This is a genomic window from Dolichospermum sp. UHCC 0259 (assembly GCF_009711935.1).
Taxonomy (GTDB): domain Bacteria; phylum Cyanobacteriota; class Cyanobacteriia; order Cyanobacteriales; family Nostocaceae; genus Dolichospermum.
In genome coordinates, this window is record NZ_VIKX01000166.1 from 31,324 (window position 1) to 47,681 (window position 16,358).

A 16,358-nucleotide genomic window follows, 5' to 3' on the forward strand; every position below is an offset into this window, starting at 1 on the left:
CCTATTAGCCAACCCCACATAAAAAAGGCTGCTGAATTCAGCAACCTTCATATTTAGCAACATTGTGTTTTTAATCAATAGATGCCAATTTAACGGTCTGTAAAGATTTTGTCGTATCTACAATTTTTTTATTAATTTCCGACTTGATCGGATGACTACTACTAGAATTTATCTCTGGAGATAAGTTGTCTTGTCTCTCATCATAGCTAGGTTCATGGATGATCAGGCGATCGCACGGAATTGTATCCGATATAATCGCACTTGCCATCATCCCAGTATGAACTTCCATCTGTGCTTCTGGAGGCACTTCAAACACCAGCCTTTGTCCAGGAAAGACAACCCTTTCAAAGTACCAGTTAGGAATATTGGAGATACGCGCCACCTGGATTTTACTCGTGGCATTGACGTAGCAGCAGAGAATTTTTCCCGAATGCTCCGGTGGTAGAGGATCTAATATCTGAGCCATAACTGCTGAAGAGCTTATTTGCTCCACAATTTTACATTACATCAGTAAACCTAACACCCGATGATCCCCGGTTACTGTAACTGCGACTACCAACTGCAAGTTTCTGCATTATTTCTATCTAAAGATATATAGAGATTATAAAAATTTTGTAAATAAATCTGTATTTACTTAACAAAATGGAGGATAAATGAGAATCTACATTTCTATTTCCGCTAAAATCTCCGTAAATCCTTTACAGACAAGAATTTCCCCCTATTATCGCCCAAATTTCTCCCCCCTGGTAAGTTGAATTATTCCTTGCATCTATCTTCAGAACTACCACGAAAAATCATCGCTAAATTCATAAACTCGATGTTATGGTAAATGTATATGAAAATTTCGTTCATAAATCCCATCTATATATAACAAGCAAATTTTATGCAGTGCAGTTTTCACATTCACTCTAATTGCTAACGGCAAAAATTTTTGCATACCACAAAACAACTAAAATGTCAAAGATAATGCTAACACCGCAGGGCGGAAGTCAAAAGTCAAAAGTCAAAAGTCAAAAATAATAGTTCATAGGCTTTTTAGTGATTGAGAATGGTTGGCTTATTTACACCGCAGTGTACTAGTTCAGCCAGAAGCAAATTCACAATTCCTCTAGTTTTTCCTCAACTACGGCAAGCATTACAGTTAAACCACGTATGAATGCAACTAAAATCCTCTACGTTCGCCTTCCTTGTAACCCTATCTTTCCCATTGGGGTTGTCTATCTTTCCGATCATGTCCACAAATTATTTCCCCATGCAGAACAGCGGATTTTTGACTTAGGCACAATCCCGCCCCTAGATTATGCTTCCGCCCTAGACCGATGTATTGACGAGTTTCAACCCACCTTACTCGTATTTTCCTGGCGAGATATTCAAATTTACGCCCCAGTAGGTGGACGAGGCGGCAATCCTCTCCAAAACGCCTTTGAGTTTTACTACGCAAAAAACCCGTTTATAAAATTGCGTGGTGCTTTGGGTGGGTTGAGAATTTTTATTGCTTATTATGTAGAACTATGGCGTAATTTGGGATTAGTTAAACGGGGTTTAAAACGCGCCCAAAAATATCAATCTCAAGCCCGTGTAGTCTTAGGTGGTGGTGCAGTTAGCGTCTTTTATGAACAGTTGGGTAAAAGCTTACCACCTGGAACAATTATTTCCGTTGGTGAAGGAGAAACCCTACTCACGAAACTACTCAAAGGTGAAGATTTTCAGGACGAACGCTGTTATGTAGTGGGAGAAAATCAACCGCGTCAACGGCTAATTCATGAACAACCCACACCCCTAGAAAAAACAGTTTGTAATTACGATTACATCGAAACTATTTGGCCAGAATTTAATTATTACCTGCAAGAACAGGATTTTTATATTGGTGTCCAAACCAAACGCGGTTGTCCCCATAATTGCTGTTACTGTGTTTATACAGTAGTTGAAGGTAAACAAGTCCGCATTAACCCTAGTGACGAAGTTGTAGCAGAAATTCGAGAATTATATAACCGAGGTATTCGCAACTTTTGGTTTACAGATGCTCAATTTATCCCCGCCCGCAAATTCATTGATGATGCTGTGGAACTTCTCCAGAAAATCGTTGATTCGGGAATGTCGGATATCCATTGGGCAGCATACATCAGAGCCGACAACCTAACACCCGAATTGTGTGAGTTGATGGTAAAAACAGGCATGAATTATTTTGAAATCGGGATTACCAGCGGTTCTCAAGAACTGGTTCGGAAAATGCGAATGGGTTATAACTTGCGGACTGTTTTACAAAATTGTCGTGATTTAAAATCTGCCGGTTTCAATGATGTAGTTTCTGTTAACTATTCCTTTAATGTGATTGATGAACGTCACGAAACTATTCGTCAAACTATCGCTTATCACCGCGAACTAGAACGGATTTTCGGGGCGGATAAAGTTGAACCTGCTATTTTCTTCATTGGACTCCAACCCCATACCCATTTAGAAGAATATGCCTTTAAAGAGGGTATTCTCAAACCAGGGTATGATCCGATGAGTTTAATGCCTTGGACAGCCAAAAAACTCCTCTGGAATCCTGAACCATTAGGTTCTTTCTTTGGGGAGGTTTGTTTACAAGCTTGGCGACAAAATCCCAATGACTTCGGACGGGAAGTGATGAATATTTTAGAAGCCAAATTGGGTTGTGCTGATTTGGAAGATGCACTTTCTGCACCGATAGAAAAACCAGAGAAACAGTTGGCTAGCGTATCTTAAAACTCCTGGGCGATTAGAAAGATGCCTCCGGCACGCTCCGCGAACGCGGCTACACAAACAAAGTCCGTCTTCACGGACTAATAAATTTTAACCCACGCAGGTGGGTTTTGCCTGTGTAGACGCGGTTTATAACCGCCATATTATCTAACCGCCGTATTATCTAAAATCCCCAATTAATTCCATGTTACAAGGTTCAATTCTCCAACAGTTAGAAGCATCTCACCGCCATAGTGCTAGACCTATTCATTTTGGCGTGTACTATAAAAATACCTTAGTGTCTCTCTGCCATGCTTTGGAGGATCATGTTTTAACTAAAGATAATGATCCTTTGGTAATTGCGGCTTTCCAGCAGGGTAAATGGTATCTGCAAGAGGCTCAAAGATACGCAGATATCGCGCAACACAGCCGAGCAATTGTGATTATGGCAACGGCTGATGCTGGTTTTGCTGAACATTCTACCGGTCAGTTGCCTAATATTGATTTGGTGGGATTAGCTGCTGATGATCCTGTGGCGCAGGAGTGGCATTTGATTATTTTAGCTCCTGACTACACAGCTATGGTAATTTGTCAAGAGTTATCGGCAGATGACTATGGGAAAGATGGTTTGCCAACTTGCGATTTGGAGCGTAAATTCTATGGTTTATGGACATTTGAACCGGAATTGGTGGAGGAAACGGCAGAGTTAGCGATCGCTCACATTAAAGACTATCATCCTGAATTAGCACTCAAACTAAGTCAATATCAACAAGCAATTCACCCAGCTATCTGTCCGGGGGAAGAAGTAGCTACCGTTGTCTCTCGTGTTGTTGATTACCTCAAAACCGGACAAGGTAACTTACCTGTTCTCACCGCATCCCACCAAAAATTTCTAGATCGTAACTTGGTATCTAACGAAATTCAGGCATTTTTGCGGATGGCACAATTGATTGATCTTGCAGATAGCCGCAACCCCGTCGCCGCCTCAGAAGTAGCATCTGTCGCCGAAACAATGGGGCAATTATTGGATTTACCCGCATGGCAAATTAAAAGATTGCGCCTAGCTGCTTTATTACATCGCCTAGATCCACTGCAAAAAGCCGAAAGCCTGATTAATCCCACTCATATAACAACAGCTTATCAGGAACAATCTCCTAGTTGTCCTCTGGCTTGTCCCCTTGTACCAGGAGCGCAAGCACTACGAATTATGCCCCGATTACGAGCTATTGCCCAGATTATTACTCACCAAAGCGAATGGTGGAATGGGAACGGCGAACCCGCAGGTTTAGCTGGTGATGATATTCCCTTAGAATCAAGAATTTTGTCATTAGTAGCAGAATTTCAGTTACAGGTCAATCAGTATAAATACTCGAATAAAGCGGGATCAGAGATATTTGCTCAAGCCTTAGATCAGTGCCGAAAACAACAATCTACCCGCTTTGATCCTAAACTTGTAGATACATTAACTTTATTAGTGATGGGTTTACAACAGGGACTTGATTTACCGATAATGACACCCAAGGTCAGCAGCGGTTTATGGTTACTTGACTCCCGTTGGGATACCGACAGCAAAAGTAATGAGCAGATTTCAGTGTACAGCAAATGAATATAGAAACCATTAGATTAGGGCAAAACAAACACCTTCCCGGTGTAAATTTAGAAGATGAGGATCTATCTCACCTAGATTTAAGGAAGATAAATTTAACAGGGGCTAAACTGGTGGGGACTGACTTCACTGGTTCTAAATTAGAGGGCGGCCATTTTGAAGGTGCAAATTTAATGGGGGCTAATCTGCAAGAAACTGACTTGCGGGCTAACTTGATGGGTGCAAACTTGATGCAGGCTAACTTGACAAGTGCGGACTTACGTGGTAGTAACTTACGAGGTAGTAACTTGATGGGAGCAATCCTCAACGATGCGTGTTTAGCCGGTGCTTTTTTAAGTGGCGCTAATTTGCAGGGTGTGAATTTGCAGAGTGTTGACTTGCGAGGTGCAGATTTACGAGGTGCAAATTTGACGGGAGCTAATCTCAAAGGTGCAGACTTAAGCGGTGCAGATTTGCAAGGTGCTGTACTAATTGAAGCGAATCTTGAAGAAGCAGATTTAAGAAAAGCAAATTTAGCAGGGGCTAATTTAACCGGGGCTAATTTACTTTGTGCTGAATTAGATGAAGTGAAGTTAAATGGGGCAAATTTAGATCGGGTGTGTTTGCGGGGAACAGTTTTAGAAGTCAGGAGTTCGGAGTTCGGAGGAAGAAAGAAGGAGGAAGAAGAAATAAGAATTATGTAGAAGTTGAGAGCCTATGAAATGGAAGGTTAAATTAGCTTGGTTTGTTTTCGGGATCATGTTGGGGTTAGTAGGCATAATTCCTGTTAGGATAGCGATCGCCTTTAACCAAGTTCCTGTACCCCAAGCAATTTTTGTGTTGGGTGGTGATGGTAGTCGGATGGAATTTGCCGCCCAGTTTTGGCAATCTCACAGAAATTTAGATATTTGGGTTTCTGATTTTGATTCTCAACTCAATTATAATCGTCCGATTTTTCAAAGGTTTGGTGTTCCTAACAGTAAATTACGGTTTGATGGCAGAGCGACAGATACAGTCACTAATTTCACAACATTAGTAAATAAATTTGCTGACAATAAGTTACAGCATCTTTATTTAATTACATCGGATTATCATATGCGAAGATCAAGAGCGATCGCTAGTATTGTCCTTGGTAGTCGGGGGATTGTGGTTACACCTGTAGCAGTATATTCGGGTGGATATCAGCCAGAATCCCTAAAACGGGCGTTGAGGGACTGCGGGCGCTCTCTTTTATGGCTTGTAACTAATCGAACGGGAGCTAGTTTCAATCCCCGTATCAAAGAAACTACATCTATTTACAACCTGATTATACAAGTAGTAAACGTGAGAGCGTTCATTTATCGGTCACTTTTCCAGATTTAATATTATTTTTTCCTGACTCCTGACTCCTGACTTCTGGGTTCTCATTCAGGGATTGACTAGTGTGTTAATTTTGTGTATTTTTGGAGGGATTGTCCAGAAAATTATCGGTGTTATCGTAGATTTCACCGAAAACATCTGTTCCAAGCACTTTCTCATAAAAATATGCGACACATTTTGTGCATGAAGTCTTATGGGATAAGAGATTCAGAATTAACACCCTAGGGATTGACTGAAATAGTGATATTGTTATGAGTGTTATTTCCGAGATTTAACAATTCTATGAACATTATCTCCACCTCTATTCCTGATGTCCTTCTCCTCGAACCCAAAGTATTCCAAGACTCGCGGGGCTTTTTTTTGGAATCCTACAATCAAAAAACATTCACAGAAAAACTCGGAATCACAGTCAACTTCGTTCAAGATAATCATTCAAAATCTGAATACAATGTCCTGAGAGGATTACATTATCAACTCATCCAACCTCAAGGTAAATTAGTCCGTGCCATTGTGGGGACAATCTTTGATGTTGCAGTAGACATCAGAAAAAACTCCCCTACCTTTGGACAATGGGTAGGTTACGAACTTAGTGCCGAAAACAAACGCCAATTGTGGATACCAGCAGGATTTGCTCATGCTTTTCTGGTGCTGTCAGAAACTGCCGAAGTTTTGTATAAGGCTACAGACTATTATGCACCAGGAGGCGATCGCTCAATCCTTTGGAATGATCCAGATTTAGCGATAGATTGGCCTTTAAAAACACCCCCAATTCTCTCAGATAAAGACAGCAACGGTCAAACCTTCAAAAACGCCGAAGTTTATGAATAAATCAATATTACTAATAGGTAGTAAGGGACAAGTTGGCACAGAACTACAACATACCCTTTCATCCAACTACAAAGTTATTGCCCTTGCTCGTCCAGAAATAGACCTAACTCAACCGGAAAACTTACGCCAAATCATCAGAGAAAACCAACCCGAAATAATTATCAATGCCGCTGCTTACACCGCAGTAGACAAAGCCGAAAGTGAACCAGAAAATGCTCACATAGTCAACACATTAGCTCCCCAAATTCTCGCCGAAGAAAGTCAAAAATTAGGAAGTTTCCTCATTCATATTTCCACAGATTACGTATTTAATGGCAACAGTAATTATCCCTATCAAGAAACCGATAAAACCAATCCATTGAGTGTATATGGACAAACAAAATTAGCCGGAGAAATAGCAATTCAAAATATTTGCCCTCAACATATAATTCTCCGTACAGCTTGGGTTTATGGAACTCATGGAAAAAGCAACTTCGTCAAAACCATGTTACGACTTGGTAAAGAAAGACCAGAAGTTAGAGTAGTTGCCGATCAAATTGGTAGTCCGACATGGGCGCAAAATATAGCCTTAGCAATTACCCAAATTATCCCCCATTTAACATCAGAAACTGCGGGAATTTATCACTATACAAATAGTGGTGTAGCCAGTTGGTATGACTTCGCCATAGCCATCTTTGAAGAAGCAGAAAAACTCGGTTTTCCCCTAAAAATTGAAAATATTATCCCCATTACTACTCCTGAATATCCCACCCCCGCAAAACGTCCTGCTTATTCCGTCCTCGCCTGTGAGAAAATATCCAAAGTCTTGGGAACTTATTCTCCTCATTGGCGACAAGGACTCAGATTAATGTTAAAAGAACTACAAGAAAAATCTCTATGAAAGCACTAATTTTATCCGGTGGAAAAGGAACAAGATTACGACCATTAACTTATACAGGCGCAAAACAACTTGTTCCAGTTGCCAACAAACCAATTTTATGGTACGGCATTGAAGAAATGGCTACAGCAGGGATTACTGATATTGGGATCATTATCAGTCCAGAAACCGGAGAAGAAGTCAAAAATAAAACCGGAAATGGCGAAAAGTTCGGCGTTAATATCACCTACATTTTACAAGAAAAACCGGCAGGATTAGCCCAAGCTGTCCAGGTTGCCCGTCCTTTTTTACAAGATTCACCCTTTGCTATGTATTTAGGTGATAACCTGATTCAACAAGGTGATTTGAGTTCATTTTTAGATAAATTTACTCAACAACAACCAGATGCTTTAATTCTGTTACGGGAAGTCACAAATCCTAGCGCTTTTGGTGTGGCAAAGGTAGATGAAAAAGGCAGAGTATTACAATTAATTGAAAAGCCAAAAATTCCGCCTTCAAACTTAGCATTGGTAGGGGTTTATTTCTTTTCACCAGTTATCCATGAGGCGATTTCTCTGATTAAACCTTCAGCTAGAGGAGAATTAGAAATTACTGACGCGATTCAATGTTTAATAGATCAAGAAAAAGAAGTTTTAGCTTGTAATCTTGACGGTTGGTGGTTAGATACAGGTAAAAAAGATGATTTATTAGAAGCTAACCGTCTCATTCTTGATACCTATTTAACAAAATCAATTCTCAGTGATGTTGATTCTACAACTCAGATTACTGGAAGAGTAGAAATTGGTGTTGAATCTAAAATTATTAACTGTACAATTCGTGGACCTGTAATCATTGGCAATAACTGTTATTTAGAAAACTGTTTTATCGGTCCTTATAGTAGTATTGCCGATAATTCAACACTGATAGAAACAGATTTAGAACATAGTGTTGTTTTAGAAGGGGCTAAAATCACTGGCATTCAACAACGAATTATTGATAGCCTAATTGGACAACGCGCCCAATTAAGTATTGCCCCCCGTCGTCCTAAAGCATTACGCTTTTTAATAGGTGATGATTCGCAAATTGAATTGACTTGAAGGTAAGAGGTATTCTTCTAGACACTGTACCAATATTCAATAAAAAGGCTGGTTTTAGCAATACTATAAATACCTTGCTACAACTGGCTTTTATATCAATATTTTCTGTCATGATTATTTCTTTTTATCTTTAGGACTTACGCACAAGTTACTAAAAACGAACCACATAAAACACAGAGGAATGAGAGGAGTAAGTATCTACTATTCTATCAAAGTCAACCTTTTCACAATCTTGTTTTATTGCTTCACTTATTAGCTGTAAGTCTTCTTTGGGTGTTGAACCTGCAAACCTTAGTAATTCTTTACCGGGAACACCTTTGATTTTTGAATTTGTCAAACTGCGGGCAAATTCCAGGACTTGATATTGCAAGTCTTGAGGCATTATGTTTAATTGTTCAATAACTTGGTCAGCAATAGATGTAGTCATAGTATTTTTCTTCTAGTATTGTGAAATGTTGTGTATATTACTAAGTATATTTTTCATTCCTTCGGGTTGAAAATTAGCATCACGCATACGAAATAAAATCAAATTCCTAAATTTTTCATATTGTACACCATGCCCAAATTCTCCAACGAAGAGCTTTAAAATTTTTCGTCCAGGAAATATTCTAAGCCAAGAATCATTTTTAAGAGCTTCTAAATATTCCAGCCTATATCTTTCTTCAATCTCAATCAGTTTATCCTTGGAAAGCTCATTTGTCGATACTTTACCAATCCGTTCATAACATCTCTGTACTACTTTTGAAAACTCAGATCCTAACGCTTGAATTTTTGGATCAAAGCTTAGATCAAGTTGTTTTATTAATAAATTATTTACATAATTACGAAGTTTTTCTTCAACTTCAAATCTAATCGAATCACTTGCAAATTTCTTCAGTTGTGCATAAATCTTATCTTCTGTGTAATCTTGAGTAGAAAAATTAATCTCTTGAATAACTTTGATAATAAAATGTGGTTCAAGTAAATAGTTTTCAATGTGATATACATTCCAGGTATAACAATTAGATTCTATGATATCAGATTTATTTTGTAAATTTGAAATATTTATATCACTGTCATTTATAGCATAAACTTTTGCAGATATATCAGCATCACGACTCACTTTTTCTAATATTTGATAAAGGTCTGCAACCCGTTTTTTATTACCACCTGATATGATATTGACTTTAGATGAAAATTGTGGAAATAGCAAGCTCACCATTCGTTTATCAAATTCAGTATCACCCCCACCTTCAAGAATTACAATCTTAGCTTCTGGGAGATAAGCTGATTCTCCTACAAGGCTAATAATTACACGCTTAATGTCCTCATTTGCTTTGATCTCTGTAGCTTGATTTTCACAGAGTGATTCACTAGATGATTGTAGATGAAATACTCTAAAATTTTCAACTCCAACCGCTTCTCTAATAAGGGTATCAGAATGTGTAACTAGCCATAATTGATTTCCTAGTGGTTTACCTAAATGTTCATGATAGAAGTTAGCTAATCCACTTACAAGACGAGGATTAAGGTGTAGTTCTGGTTCATCAATTAAAAGTACAGAATTTTTAGGAGCAGTATTCCATAAACGTAAATAACCATAAAGAACTTCTTTTTCTCCCGAACTCAATTCATTAATATCATGTATTGCTCCAGAGGGAGTTTTGACATCAAATGATATGCTTCCATCAGATTTAGGTTGAGGACCCAAAAATTTTTTACCTGGAAAGAAAGTTTTAAATAGTTCTTTCAAAGTATCAGTTATTTTGTCAGTTTCATTGCTAGATAACCCAGATTTTTCTCTAATAAGCTGACGTAAATAACTAGAAGCAATTGCTGTTTTTAGATTTGAATATTTATTTTGATAATTATATAGTGACGATTGCCGTAATTGATTTTCTGTTGAATCTGAGTTAAGGTTAATACCACCAATTTGCTCACGAGAGTAAACTCGATTTGCGCCATGATAATCAATGATACCAATTTGCTGAGGTTGATAAAGGCGAAATGCAAGTGAGAGAACTTGTGATGGTAATATTTCTTCTTTCCGGTTAGACCATATTTTTATATGACCAATATAAGAAAGCTGATTTAACTCTTCTTTAAAAGATGAAATTTGAACTAAATTAGAATCCTGTATTTTAGGATTAGTTTGATACAATGAATATGCTAGTGATGTTGATGTTGTACTAATAAACTGTTGCGGTAATCTTTCAGAGCTAGAATTGTACCACATTTGATCATTTTCTAGTTTTTCCCATTCATTAAGAATATGATTTTTCTCTTTATCATTAAATAAAAATTCTGCTGTAATTTCCAATGGCTGATTTCGATCTTGCAATAAAGATAATATATCCTCTGATCTTTGATTCAAGTTAATTTGAAATTCATTAAACCACTGCTGCACTTCATTATCCTGATAACCTCCATAGCCCGATTTCAATAGTCGAATTGCATCAAATATAGATGACTTTCCCGAACCATTAGGACCCGCAATTACAACAACATCACCTAAGTTTGTTAATTTGAGGGATTTAATGGCACGAAAATTTTTGATTTCGAGTCTAATAATACGCATGATTCAGTAATTTCAGATTCAAATTGGAATGAGTACATTATACAATATGAAAGTATAAAATATCTAATTTAGCTTAAGTCAACTCTTCTTGAATAGTCTTTATATCTTCCAATAAATCAACTTCATTATAATGTCGTTCAATTTTCCTTTCTCCTAAAAGCTGCTGAAATTCCCAAACAGATAAATTAGCCAAACGTCGTGCTTGACCAAAAGTAAAAATATTCTGTGCGTATAACTGTAAAGCTAATTCCTGACGAATAACCGACTCACCCTGACTTAAAGAATCAGGTGATAATTGTAAATTAATCGAACTCGCAAATTTACTCATATATAACAATATTTGTTATTCATTACTTCATTATACTCAAAAACCTGTTTACATATCTGGTCTTAATAGGACTAAATAAACATATCTTCCTCTACTTGACTATTTTCATCACTGTAATTACAATGTAAGCACCCCTCTATCCCCAAACACCAAAAATGGCTACAGCTATCAAAACCCGAATAGTCAAAATCGGTAACTCTCAAGGGTTACGCATCCCCAAAACCCTATTAGAACAAAGCGGAATTAACTCAGAAGTAGAAATAGAAGTTAAAGGAAATTATCTGATTATTCGCCCAGTTGAACAAGTCAGAAAAGGTTGGGAAAAAGGATTTATAGAAATGGCAGAAAAAGGCGATGATATCTTATTAGATGATATCAACACAACAGAATGGGATAAAGATGAATGGCAATGGTAGTCAACAGATTTGATGTATTCCTAGTTAATCTTGACCCTACCATTGGCAGTGAAATTAAAAAAACACGCCCTTGCTTAATAATCTCACCCAACGAAATCAACCATCATATTTCTACCGTAATAGTTGCACCAATGACAACAAAAGGGCAATCATACCCCACAAGAGTGACCTGTCAATTTCAAGGAAAAGAAGGGCAAATCGTACTTGACCAAATTCGCACAATAGATAAAACCCGATTAGTCAAAATTCTCGGTCAAATTACCACAGAAGAACAAAAAGCCGTTTTGGATATCTTAGCGGAAATGTTCGCAGAATAAATAACTTTCTTTTTCCTCTTCTTCCTTCGTTTCCTTTGCTTCTATCCCTGACGGGACGCTACGCGAACGTGGTTTATTTCTCATAAAACCAAGACGCAGAAAACGCCTTTTGCGTCTCTGCGTGAAATGTTTTCAAAACCCAAAAATTAAAAATCCAAAATCATTTTTTTGAACTTTTAATTGTTTACGTTCCTACTGCACCGGAGTAAATTAAACCCCGCTGGATATCCAAAGTCAAAATTGCACCATCCTTAATTACTTGTGTTGCATCCTTCACGCCTACAATCACTGGTACACCAAGACGTAAACCAATAACTGCGGCATGACTGGTGAGACTTTCCTCTTCAGTAATAATCCCCCCAGCTTTGCGAATTGCTTCCACAAAATCAACACCAGTGCGGGATGCTACTAAAATATCTCCAGGATTAAAGTTGCTGGCATCCATAGCATTATGAACTACCCTAGCGCGACCACTGACAGAACCTTGTCCCAGTCCAATTCCTTGACCGAGTACAGCAGTGACTATTTCTACCTTAATTAAGTCCGTTGACCCAGAAACGCCTTGAAGTGTACCAGCGGTCATCACCACTAAATCACCTTCAGTGAGGAGGTTTTTTTCCTGGGCGACATTGATAGCGGCTTGGAATGTCTGACCTGTAGAAGGTAGTTCTAGCACCAACAGCGGCCTAACTCCCCAGACCATCTGTAACTGTCGGGCGACGTTGACATGAGGTGTAATGGCTAAAATTGGCGTTTTGGGGCGAAACTTAGAAACGTTGCGGGCTGTAGCCCCGGTTTGGGTCAGGGTCATAATTGCCGCCGCGCCCAAATTCTCAGCAATTTGACCAACAGCTTGGCTAATTGCATTGGGAATAGAACGCCTTTTATCTCGTGACAGACGGGAGTTGGTGTTGAGGGTTTCCTCTTGTTCAATGCGTTCGGCTATTCTGGCCATAGTGGCTACAGCTTCCACAGGGAAACTACCAACGGCGGTTTCATTGGATAGCATGACCGCATCTGTGCCGTCTAAAATGGCGTTGGCGACATCGGATACTTCTGCGCGGGTAGGACGGGGGTTGCTGACCATGCTATCTAGCATTTGGGTAGCGGTAATAATGGGAATCCCCAAGCGGTTGGCTGTAGCAATGAGCCGTTTTTGTAGCACGGGTACGTCTTCGGCGGGTAGTTCTACGCCTAAGTCACCTCTAGCAACCATCACCCCATCACACAAAGACAGAATTGCTTCCATTTGTTCAATTGCTTCGTGTTTTTCGATTTTGGCAACTACAGGGACATTTTTGCCGGTGCTGGAAATTAGTTCTTTAATTTCGATAATATCCTGGGGATTGCGAACAAAGGAAAGGGCTACCCAGTCAACACCTTGGTCTAGACCAAACATGAGATCCTCGCGGTCTTTGTCGGTCATGGCTTTGATGGATAGGTATACTCCCGGAAAGTTAACACCTTTGTTGTTGGAAAGTTTACCGGGAACTGTGACCCGACAATGTAAATCACCTTTTTCGTGGTTAATTTCCTCCACTACCATTTCGACTTTGCCATCATCGAGGAGGATATTTGAACCGACAGGAACTTCATCTGCTAAGTAATCGTAGGTAACACAGCTAATATCCTGAGTTCCTTCTACTGGGCGATTTGTCAATATGAAGCGATCGCCTTTTGCTAATATTATAGAACCAGTTTCAAACCGCCCTAAGCGAATTTTTGGACCTTGTAAGTCTTGCAGAATTGCGACTGGTCTATTCAGTTCAAAAGCGGTTTGTCGAATTAATCGAATACTCCGCTGATGATCAGCATGAGTTCCGTGGGAAAAGTTAAGCCGTAGGGTTGTTGCACCCGCTTCAATAATTGCTTTCAGCATTTCTGGACTGCTGGTAGCAGGTCCGATAGTAGCAACAATTTTAGTTCGGCGCTGAGAATCTTTTAATTTCGTCATGGGATGGGTTCAAGATTTTTGGGATCTACCGGGGAATTTGTGGTATAGATTTGATATCGTACACTAATCTGATCGGCAACCTTCCTATCAGAGAGTTTTTTATCTAAAAGCACTGGTTTAGCAAAGAATCATAACCTCATTTATTGATTCTTCAGCAGGACTGTGGATAAATCTTGCTTCACATAACTTTACTCTTCACTAAGATTAATAGTATGATCCGTAAAGATTGATTATTAAAGGAGTTAAGAATGATCACGTCGGAGGCACAAAAGCCGCTGACAATTCCCCCCAAAGAACTTTTATCACCTCCTGGTGATTTTAATCCCACACTATTAATGTTTTTAGTTGTGGTGATAATGTTGGTTTTGTCTAACTTTGGGTATTGGCTTTGGGAATGGCCGCATTGGTTGTGTTTTAGTGTCAATACTCTAGCACTTCATTGTTCAGGAACGGTGATTCATGATGCTTGTCACCAATCAGCCCATCGCAATCGAATTGTTAACGCTATGTTAGGCCATTGTAGTGCCTTGATTTTAGCTTTTGCTTTTCCAGTATTTACACGAGTACATTTACAGCATCATGGTAACGTTAATCACCCTAAAGACGACCCAGATCATTATGTTTCTACAGGTGGTCCCCTGTGGTTAATTGCGGTCAGATTTTTGTACCATGAAGTATTTTTCTTTCAAAGACGGTTATGGCGTAATTATGAACTACTAGAATGGTTTATTAGTCGCCTAATTATCATTACTATTGTTTATATTTCTGTCCAATATCATTTTTTGGGCTATATTCTTAACTTTTGGTTTATTCCCGCTTTTTTGGTAGGGATAGCATTGGGGTTATTTTTTGATTATTTACCTCACCGTCCTTTTGTCGAGAGAAATCGCTGGAAAAATGCCCGCGTCTATCCTGGTAAGGTTCTCAATATCCTAATTTTGGGGCAGAATTATCATTTAATTCATCATCTTTGGCCTTCGATTCCTTGGTATAATTACCAGCCGGCTTATTATTTGATGAAGCCATTATTGGATGAAAAAGGCAGTCCACAAACTTCTGGGTTATTGCAGAAGAAGGACTTTTGGGAATTTGTCTATGATATCTTCATAGGTATTCACTTTCATCACTGAATTTGGTGATTACAGCGGTTATTATGCCTGATGCAATATAAATTAATTGAGGGCGGGGAGACCCCGCCCCTACAGGTTTTATGATTTGGACGGAAATTGATACCCATATTAGTCAAGTTACTGGCGAAAAATTTGTCAGTCAGCAGCATTTATCCATTAGTGGTGGATGTATTAATCAGGGTTTTGCTATTAGCGATCGCCAATTAACTTATTTTGTTAAACTGAATCAAGCTTCTCAAGTCTCAATGTTTGCAGCGGAAATGCTTGGTTTACAGCAAATGTCTACCACAGGAACTATCCGCGTTCCTCGGCCAATTTGTTGGGGAACTACAGGCGATTTTAGCTATCTTGTCTTGGAATGGCTAGAAATGACCACTGGTAATCATCAATCTTGGCAAGAAATGGGACGCAAATTAGCAGCCATGCACAAGATTACCAGTAATCAAGGTTTTGGCTGGGATATTAATAATACTATTGGTTCTACACCGCAAATTAACAATTTTTCTCACTCTTGGATTGAATTTTATATTCAACACCGTTTGGGTTATCAATTTAAGTTAGCAAAAAAACGCGGTGGCAGTTTTCCATTAGCAGAAAAACTATTAGCAGTTATTCCCGAATTATTAGCAAATTATCAAGTTCAACCGGCTTTAGTACATGGGGATTTATGGGGAGGAAATGCAGGTTTTACAGTTGAGGGTGAACCAGTAATATTTGATCCTGCAACTTATTTTGGTGATAGAGAAGTTGATATCGCCATGACAGAATTATTTGGAGGTTTTCCGCAAAGTTTTTATCAAGGTTATGAAGAGATATATCCTTTACAGCCAGGATATGAAACTCGAAAAACATTATATAATCTGTATCATGTTTTAAATCATTTTAATTTGTTTGGTGGTGGTTATAGTTCCCAAGCTAATCGGATGATTGAGAAAATTTTAAAATCATCAAGGTCTGAACTATGATATTTATATCCCACATTCCGCAGATATTGAAGCAGATTAAATAATTATGAATTGTAAAATTGCAAAGCCTGAAAAGATTATCTGGTAATCATTTCAGGCTATTTTTTTGTAAAATACCACATTCAGCAGATGTAGAACCAGCTACTCCTGCGCCAAGTCTTGAATATATCTTTGAAGCAAGGTAGGAGATGTATCAAGGTGATTACTTGTAACTGTTCACACTCCCCCACTAAAAAGGAATTAGGAAGTAACAGGGATAGGAG

At 38.7% G+C, this 16,358-nt stretch carries 16 protein-coding genes; 11 read left to right on the plus strand and 5 right to left on the minus strand.

The features are described from left to right. Positions 1 to 70: 70 nt before the first annotated feature. Entirely contained in the window at positions 71 to 466 is a 396-nt protein-coding gene (locus tag FJR05_RS12950; protein WP_168644488.1) for a DUF1830 domain-containing protein, read from the minus strand. 686 nt (positions 467 to 1,152) lie between these two features. On the opposite strand from FJR05_RS12950, the gene FJR05_RS12955 reads away from it, so the two are divergent. From FJR05_RS12955 to FJR05_RS12985, 7 genes are all read left to right on the plus strand, one after another. Then, on the plus strand, positions 1,153 to 2,727 hold the full coding sequence (locus FJR05_RS12955; protein ID WP_168644489.1) for a photosystem II high light acclimation radical SAM protein: 1,575 nt from the start codon (positions 1,153 to 1,155) through the stop codon (positions 2,725 to 2,727). 181 nt (positions 2,728 to 2,908) lie between these two features. After that, a complete protein-coding gene (locus FJR05_RS12960; protein WP_168644490.1) occupies positions 2,909 to 4,309 on the plus strand; it encodes a DICT sensory domain-containing protein in 1,401 nt (466 codons plus the stop codon). After that, positions 4,306 to 4,992 carry a pentapeptide repeat-containing protein gene (locus FJR05_RS12965; RefSeq protein ID WP_168644491.1) on the plus strand — a complete coding sequence of 229 codons (687 nt, stop codon included), beginning with the start codon at positions 4,306 to 4,308 and terminating at the stop codon, positions 4,990 to 4,992. The genes FJR05_RS12960 and FJR05_RS12965 overlap by 4 nt, the downstream gene beginning before the upstream one ends. 13 nt (positions 4,993 to 5,005) lie before the next feature. After that, positions 5,006 to 5,650 carry a YdcF family protein gene (locus tag FJR05_RS12970; RefSeq protein ID WP_168644492.1) on the plus strand — a complete coding sequence of 215 codons (645 nt, stop codon included), beginning with the start codon at positions 5,006 to 5,008 and terminating at the stop codon, positions 5,648 to 5,650. Positions 5,651 to 5,929: 279 nt separating this feature from the next. Further along, a complete protein-coding gene (gene rfbC / locus FJR05_RS12975; RefSeq protein WP_168644493.1) occupies positions 5,930 to 6,475 on the plus strand; it encodes a dTDP-4-dehydrorhamnose 3,5-epimerase in 546 nt (181 codons plus the stop codon). Next, on the plus strand, positions 6,468 to 7,355 hold the full coding sequence (gene rfbD, locus FJR05_RS12980) for a dTDP-4-dehydrorhamnose reductase (protein ID WP_168644494.1): 888 nt from the start codon (positions 6,468 to 6,470) through the stop codon (positions 7,353 to 7,355). Before rfbC ends, rfbD begins: the two co-directional genes overlap by 8 nt. Next, positions 7,352 to 8,428, plus strand: a complete 1,077-nt coding sequence (locus tag FJR05_RS12985; protein ID WP_168644495.1) for a glucose-1-phosphate thymidylyltransferase — start codon at positions 7,352 to 7,354, stop codon at positions 8,426 to 8,428. The genes rfbD and FJR05_RS12985 overlap by 4 nt, the downstream gene beginning before the upstream one ends. 151 nt (positions 8,429 to 8,579) lie before the next feature. On the opposite strand, the gene FJR05_RS12990 is transcribed toward FJR05_RS12985, so the two are convergent. From FJR05_RS12990 to FJR05_RS13000, 3 genes are all read right to left on the minus strand, one after another. Continuing rightward, a complete protein-coding gene (locus FJR05_RS12990; protein ID WP_168466154.1) occupies positions 8,580 to 8,855 on the minus strand; it encodes a hypothetical protein in 276 nt (91 codons plus the stop codon). Positions 8,856 to 8,867: 12 nt separating this feature from the next. Continuing rightward, positions 8,868 to 10,985: an ATP-binding protein gene (locus FJR05_RS12995; protein ID WP_168644496.1), complete on the minus strand. Its 2,118-nt coding sequence runs from the start codon at positions 10,983 to 10,985 to the stop codon at positions 8,868 to 8,870. Between the two features lie 73 nt (positions 10,986 to 11,058). After that, positions 11,059 to 11,313 (minus strand): UPF0175 family protein, encoded by a 255-nt coding sequence (locus tag FJR05_RS13000; RefSeq protein WP_168644497.1) that lies wholly within the window; start codon positions 11,311 to 11,313, stop codon positions 11,059 to 11,061. 155 nt (positions 11,314 to 11,468) lie between these two features. Between FJR05_RS13000 and FJR05_RS13005 the strand changes: the two genes are divergently transcribed. Together FJR05_RS13005 and FJR05_RS13010 are read left to right on the plus strand one after the other, a co-directional pair. Next, positions 11,469 to 11,729, plus strand: a complete 261-nt coding sequence (locus FJR05_RS13005) for an AbrB/MazE/SpoVT family DNA-binding domain-containing protein (protein WP_168644498.1) — start codon at positions 11,469 to 11,471, stop codon at positions 11,727 to 11,729. After that, positions 11,723 to 12,046 (plus strand): type II toxin-antitoxin system PemK/MazF family toxin, encoded by a 324-nt coding sequence (locus tag FJR05_RS13010; RefSeq protein ID WP_254446929.1) that lies wholly within the window; start codon positions 11,723 to 11,725, stop codon positions 12,044 to 12,046. The genes FJR05_RS13005 and FJR05_RS13010 overlap by 7 nt, the downstream gene beginning before the upstream one ends. A gap of 184 nt (positions 12,047 to 12,230) precedes the next feature. On the opposite strand, the gene pyk is transcribed toward FJR05_RS13010, so the two are convergent. Beyond that, the gene (pyk, locus tag FJR05_RS13015) at positions 12,231 to 14,000 is read right to left on the minus strand and encodes a pyruvate kinase (RefSeq protein WP_168644500.1); all 1,770 of its coding nucleotides are present in this window, start codon (positions 13,998 to 14,000) and stop codon (positions 12,231 to 12,233) included. 248 nt (positions 14,001 to 14,248) lie between these two features. Here pyk and crtR point away from each other — a divergent pair, with 248 nt between their 5' ends. Next, a complete protein-coding gene (crtR, locus tag FJR05_RS13020) occupies positions 14,249 to 15,130 on the plus strand; it encodes a beta-carotene hydroxylase (RefSeq protein WP_168644501.1) in 882 nt (293 codons plus the stop codon). Positions 15,131 to 15,210: 80 nt separating this feature from the next. After that, the gene (locus tag FJR05_RS13025) at positions 15,211 to 16,095 is read left to right on the plus strand and encodes a fructosamine kinase family protein (protein WP_174783687.1); all 885 of its coding nucleotides are present in this window, start codon (positions 15,211 to 15,213) and stop codon (positions 16,093 to 16,095) included. Positions 16,096 to 16,358 lie beyond the last annotated feature (263 nt).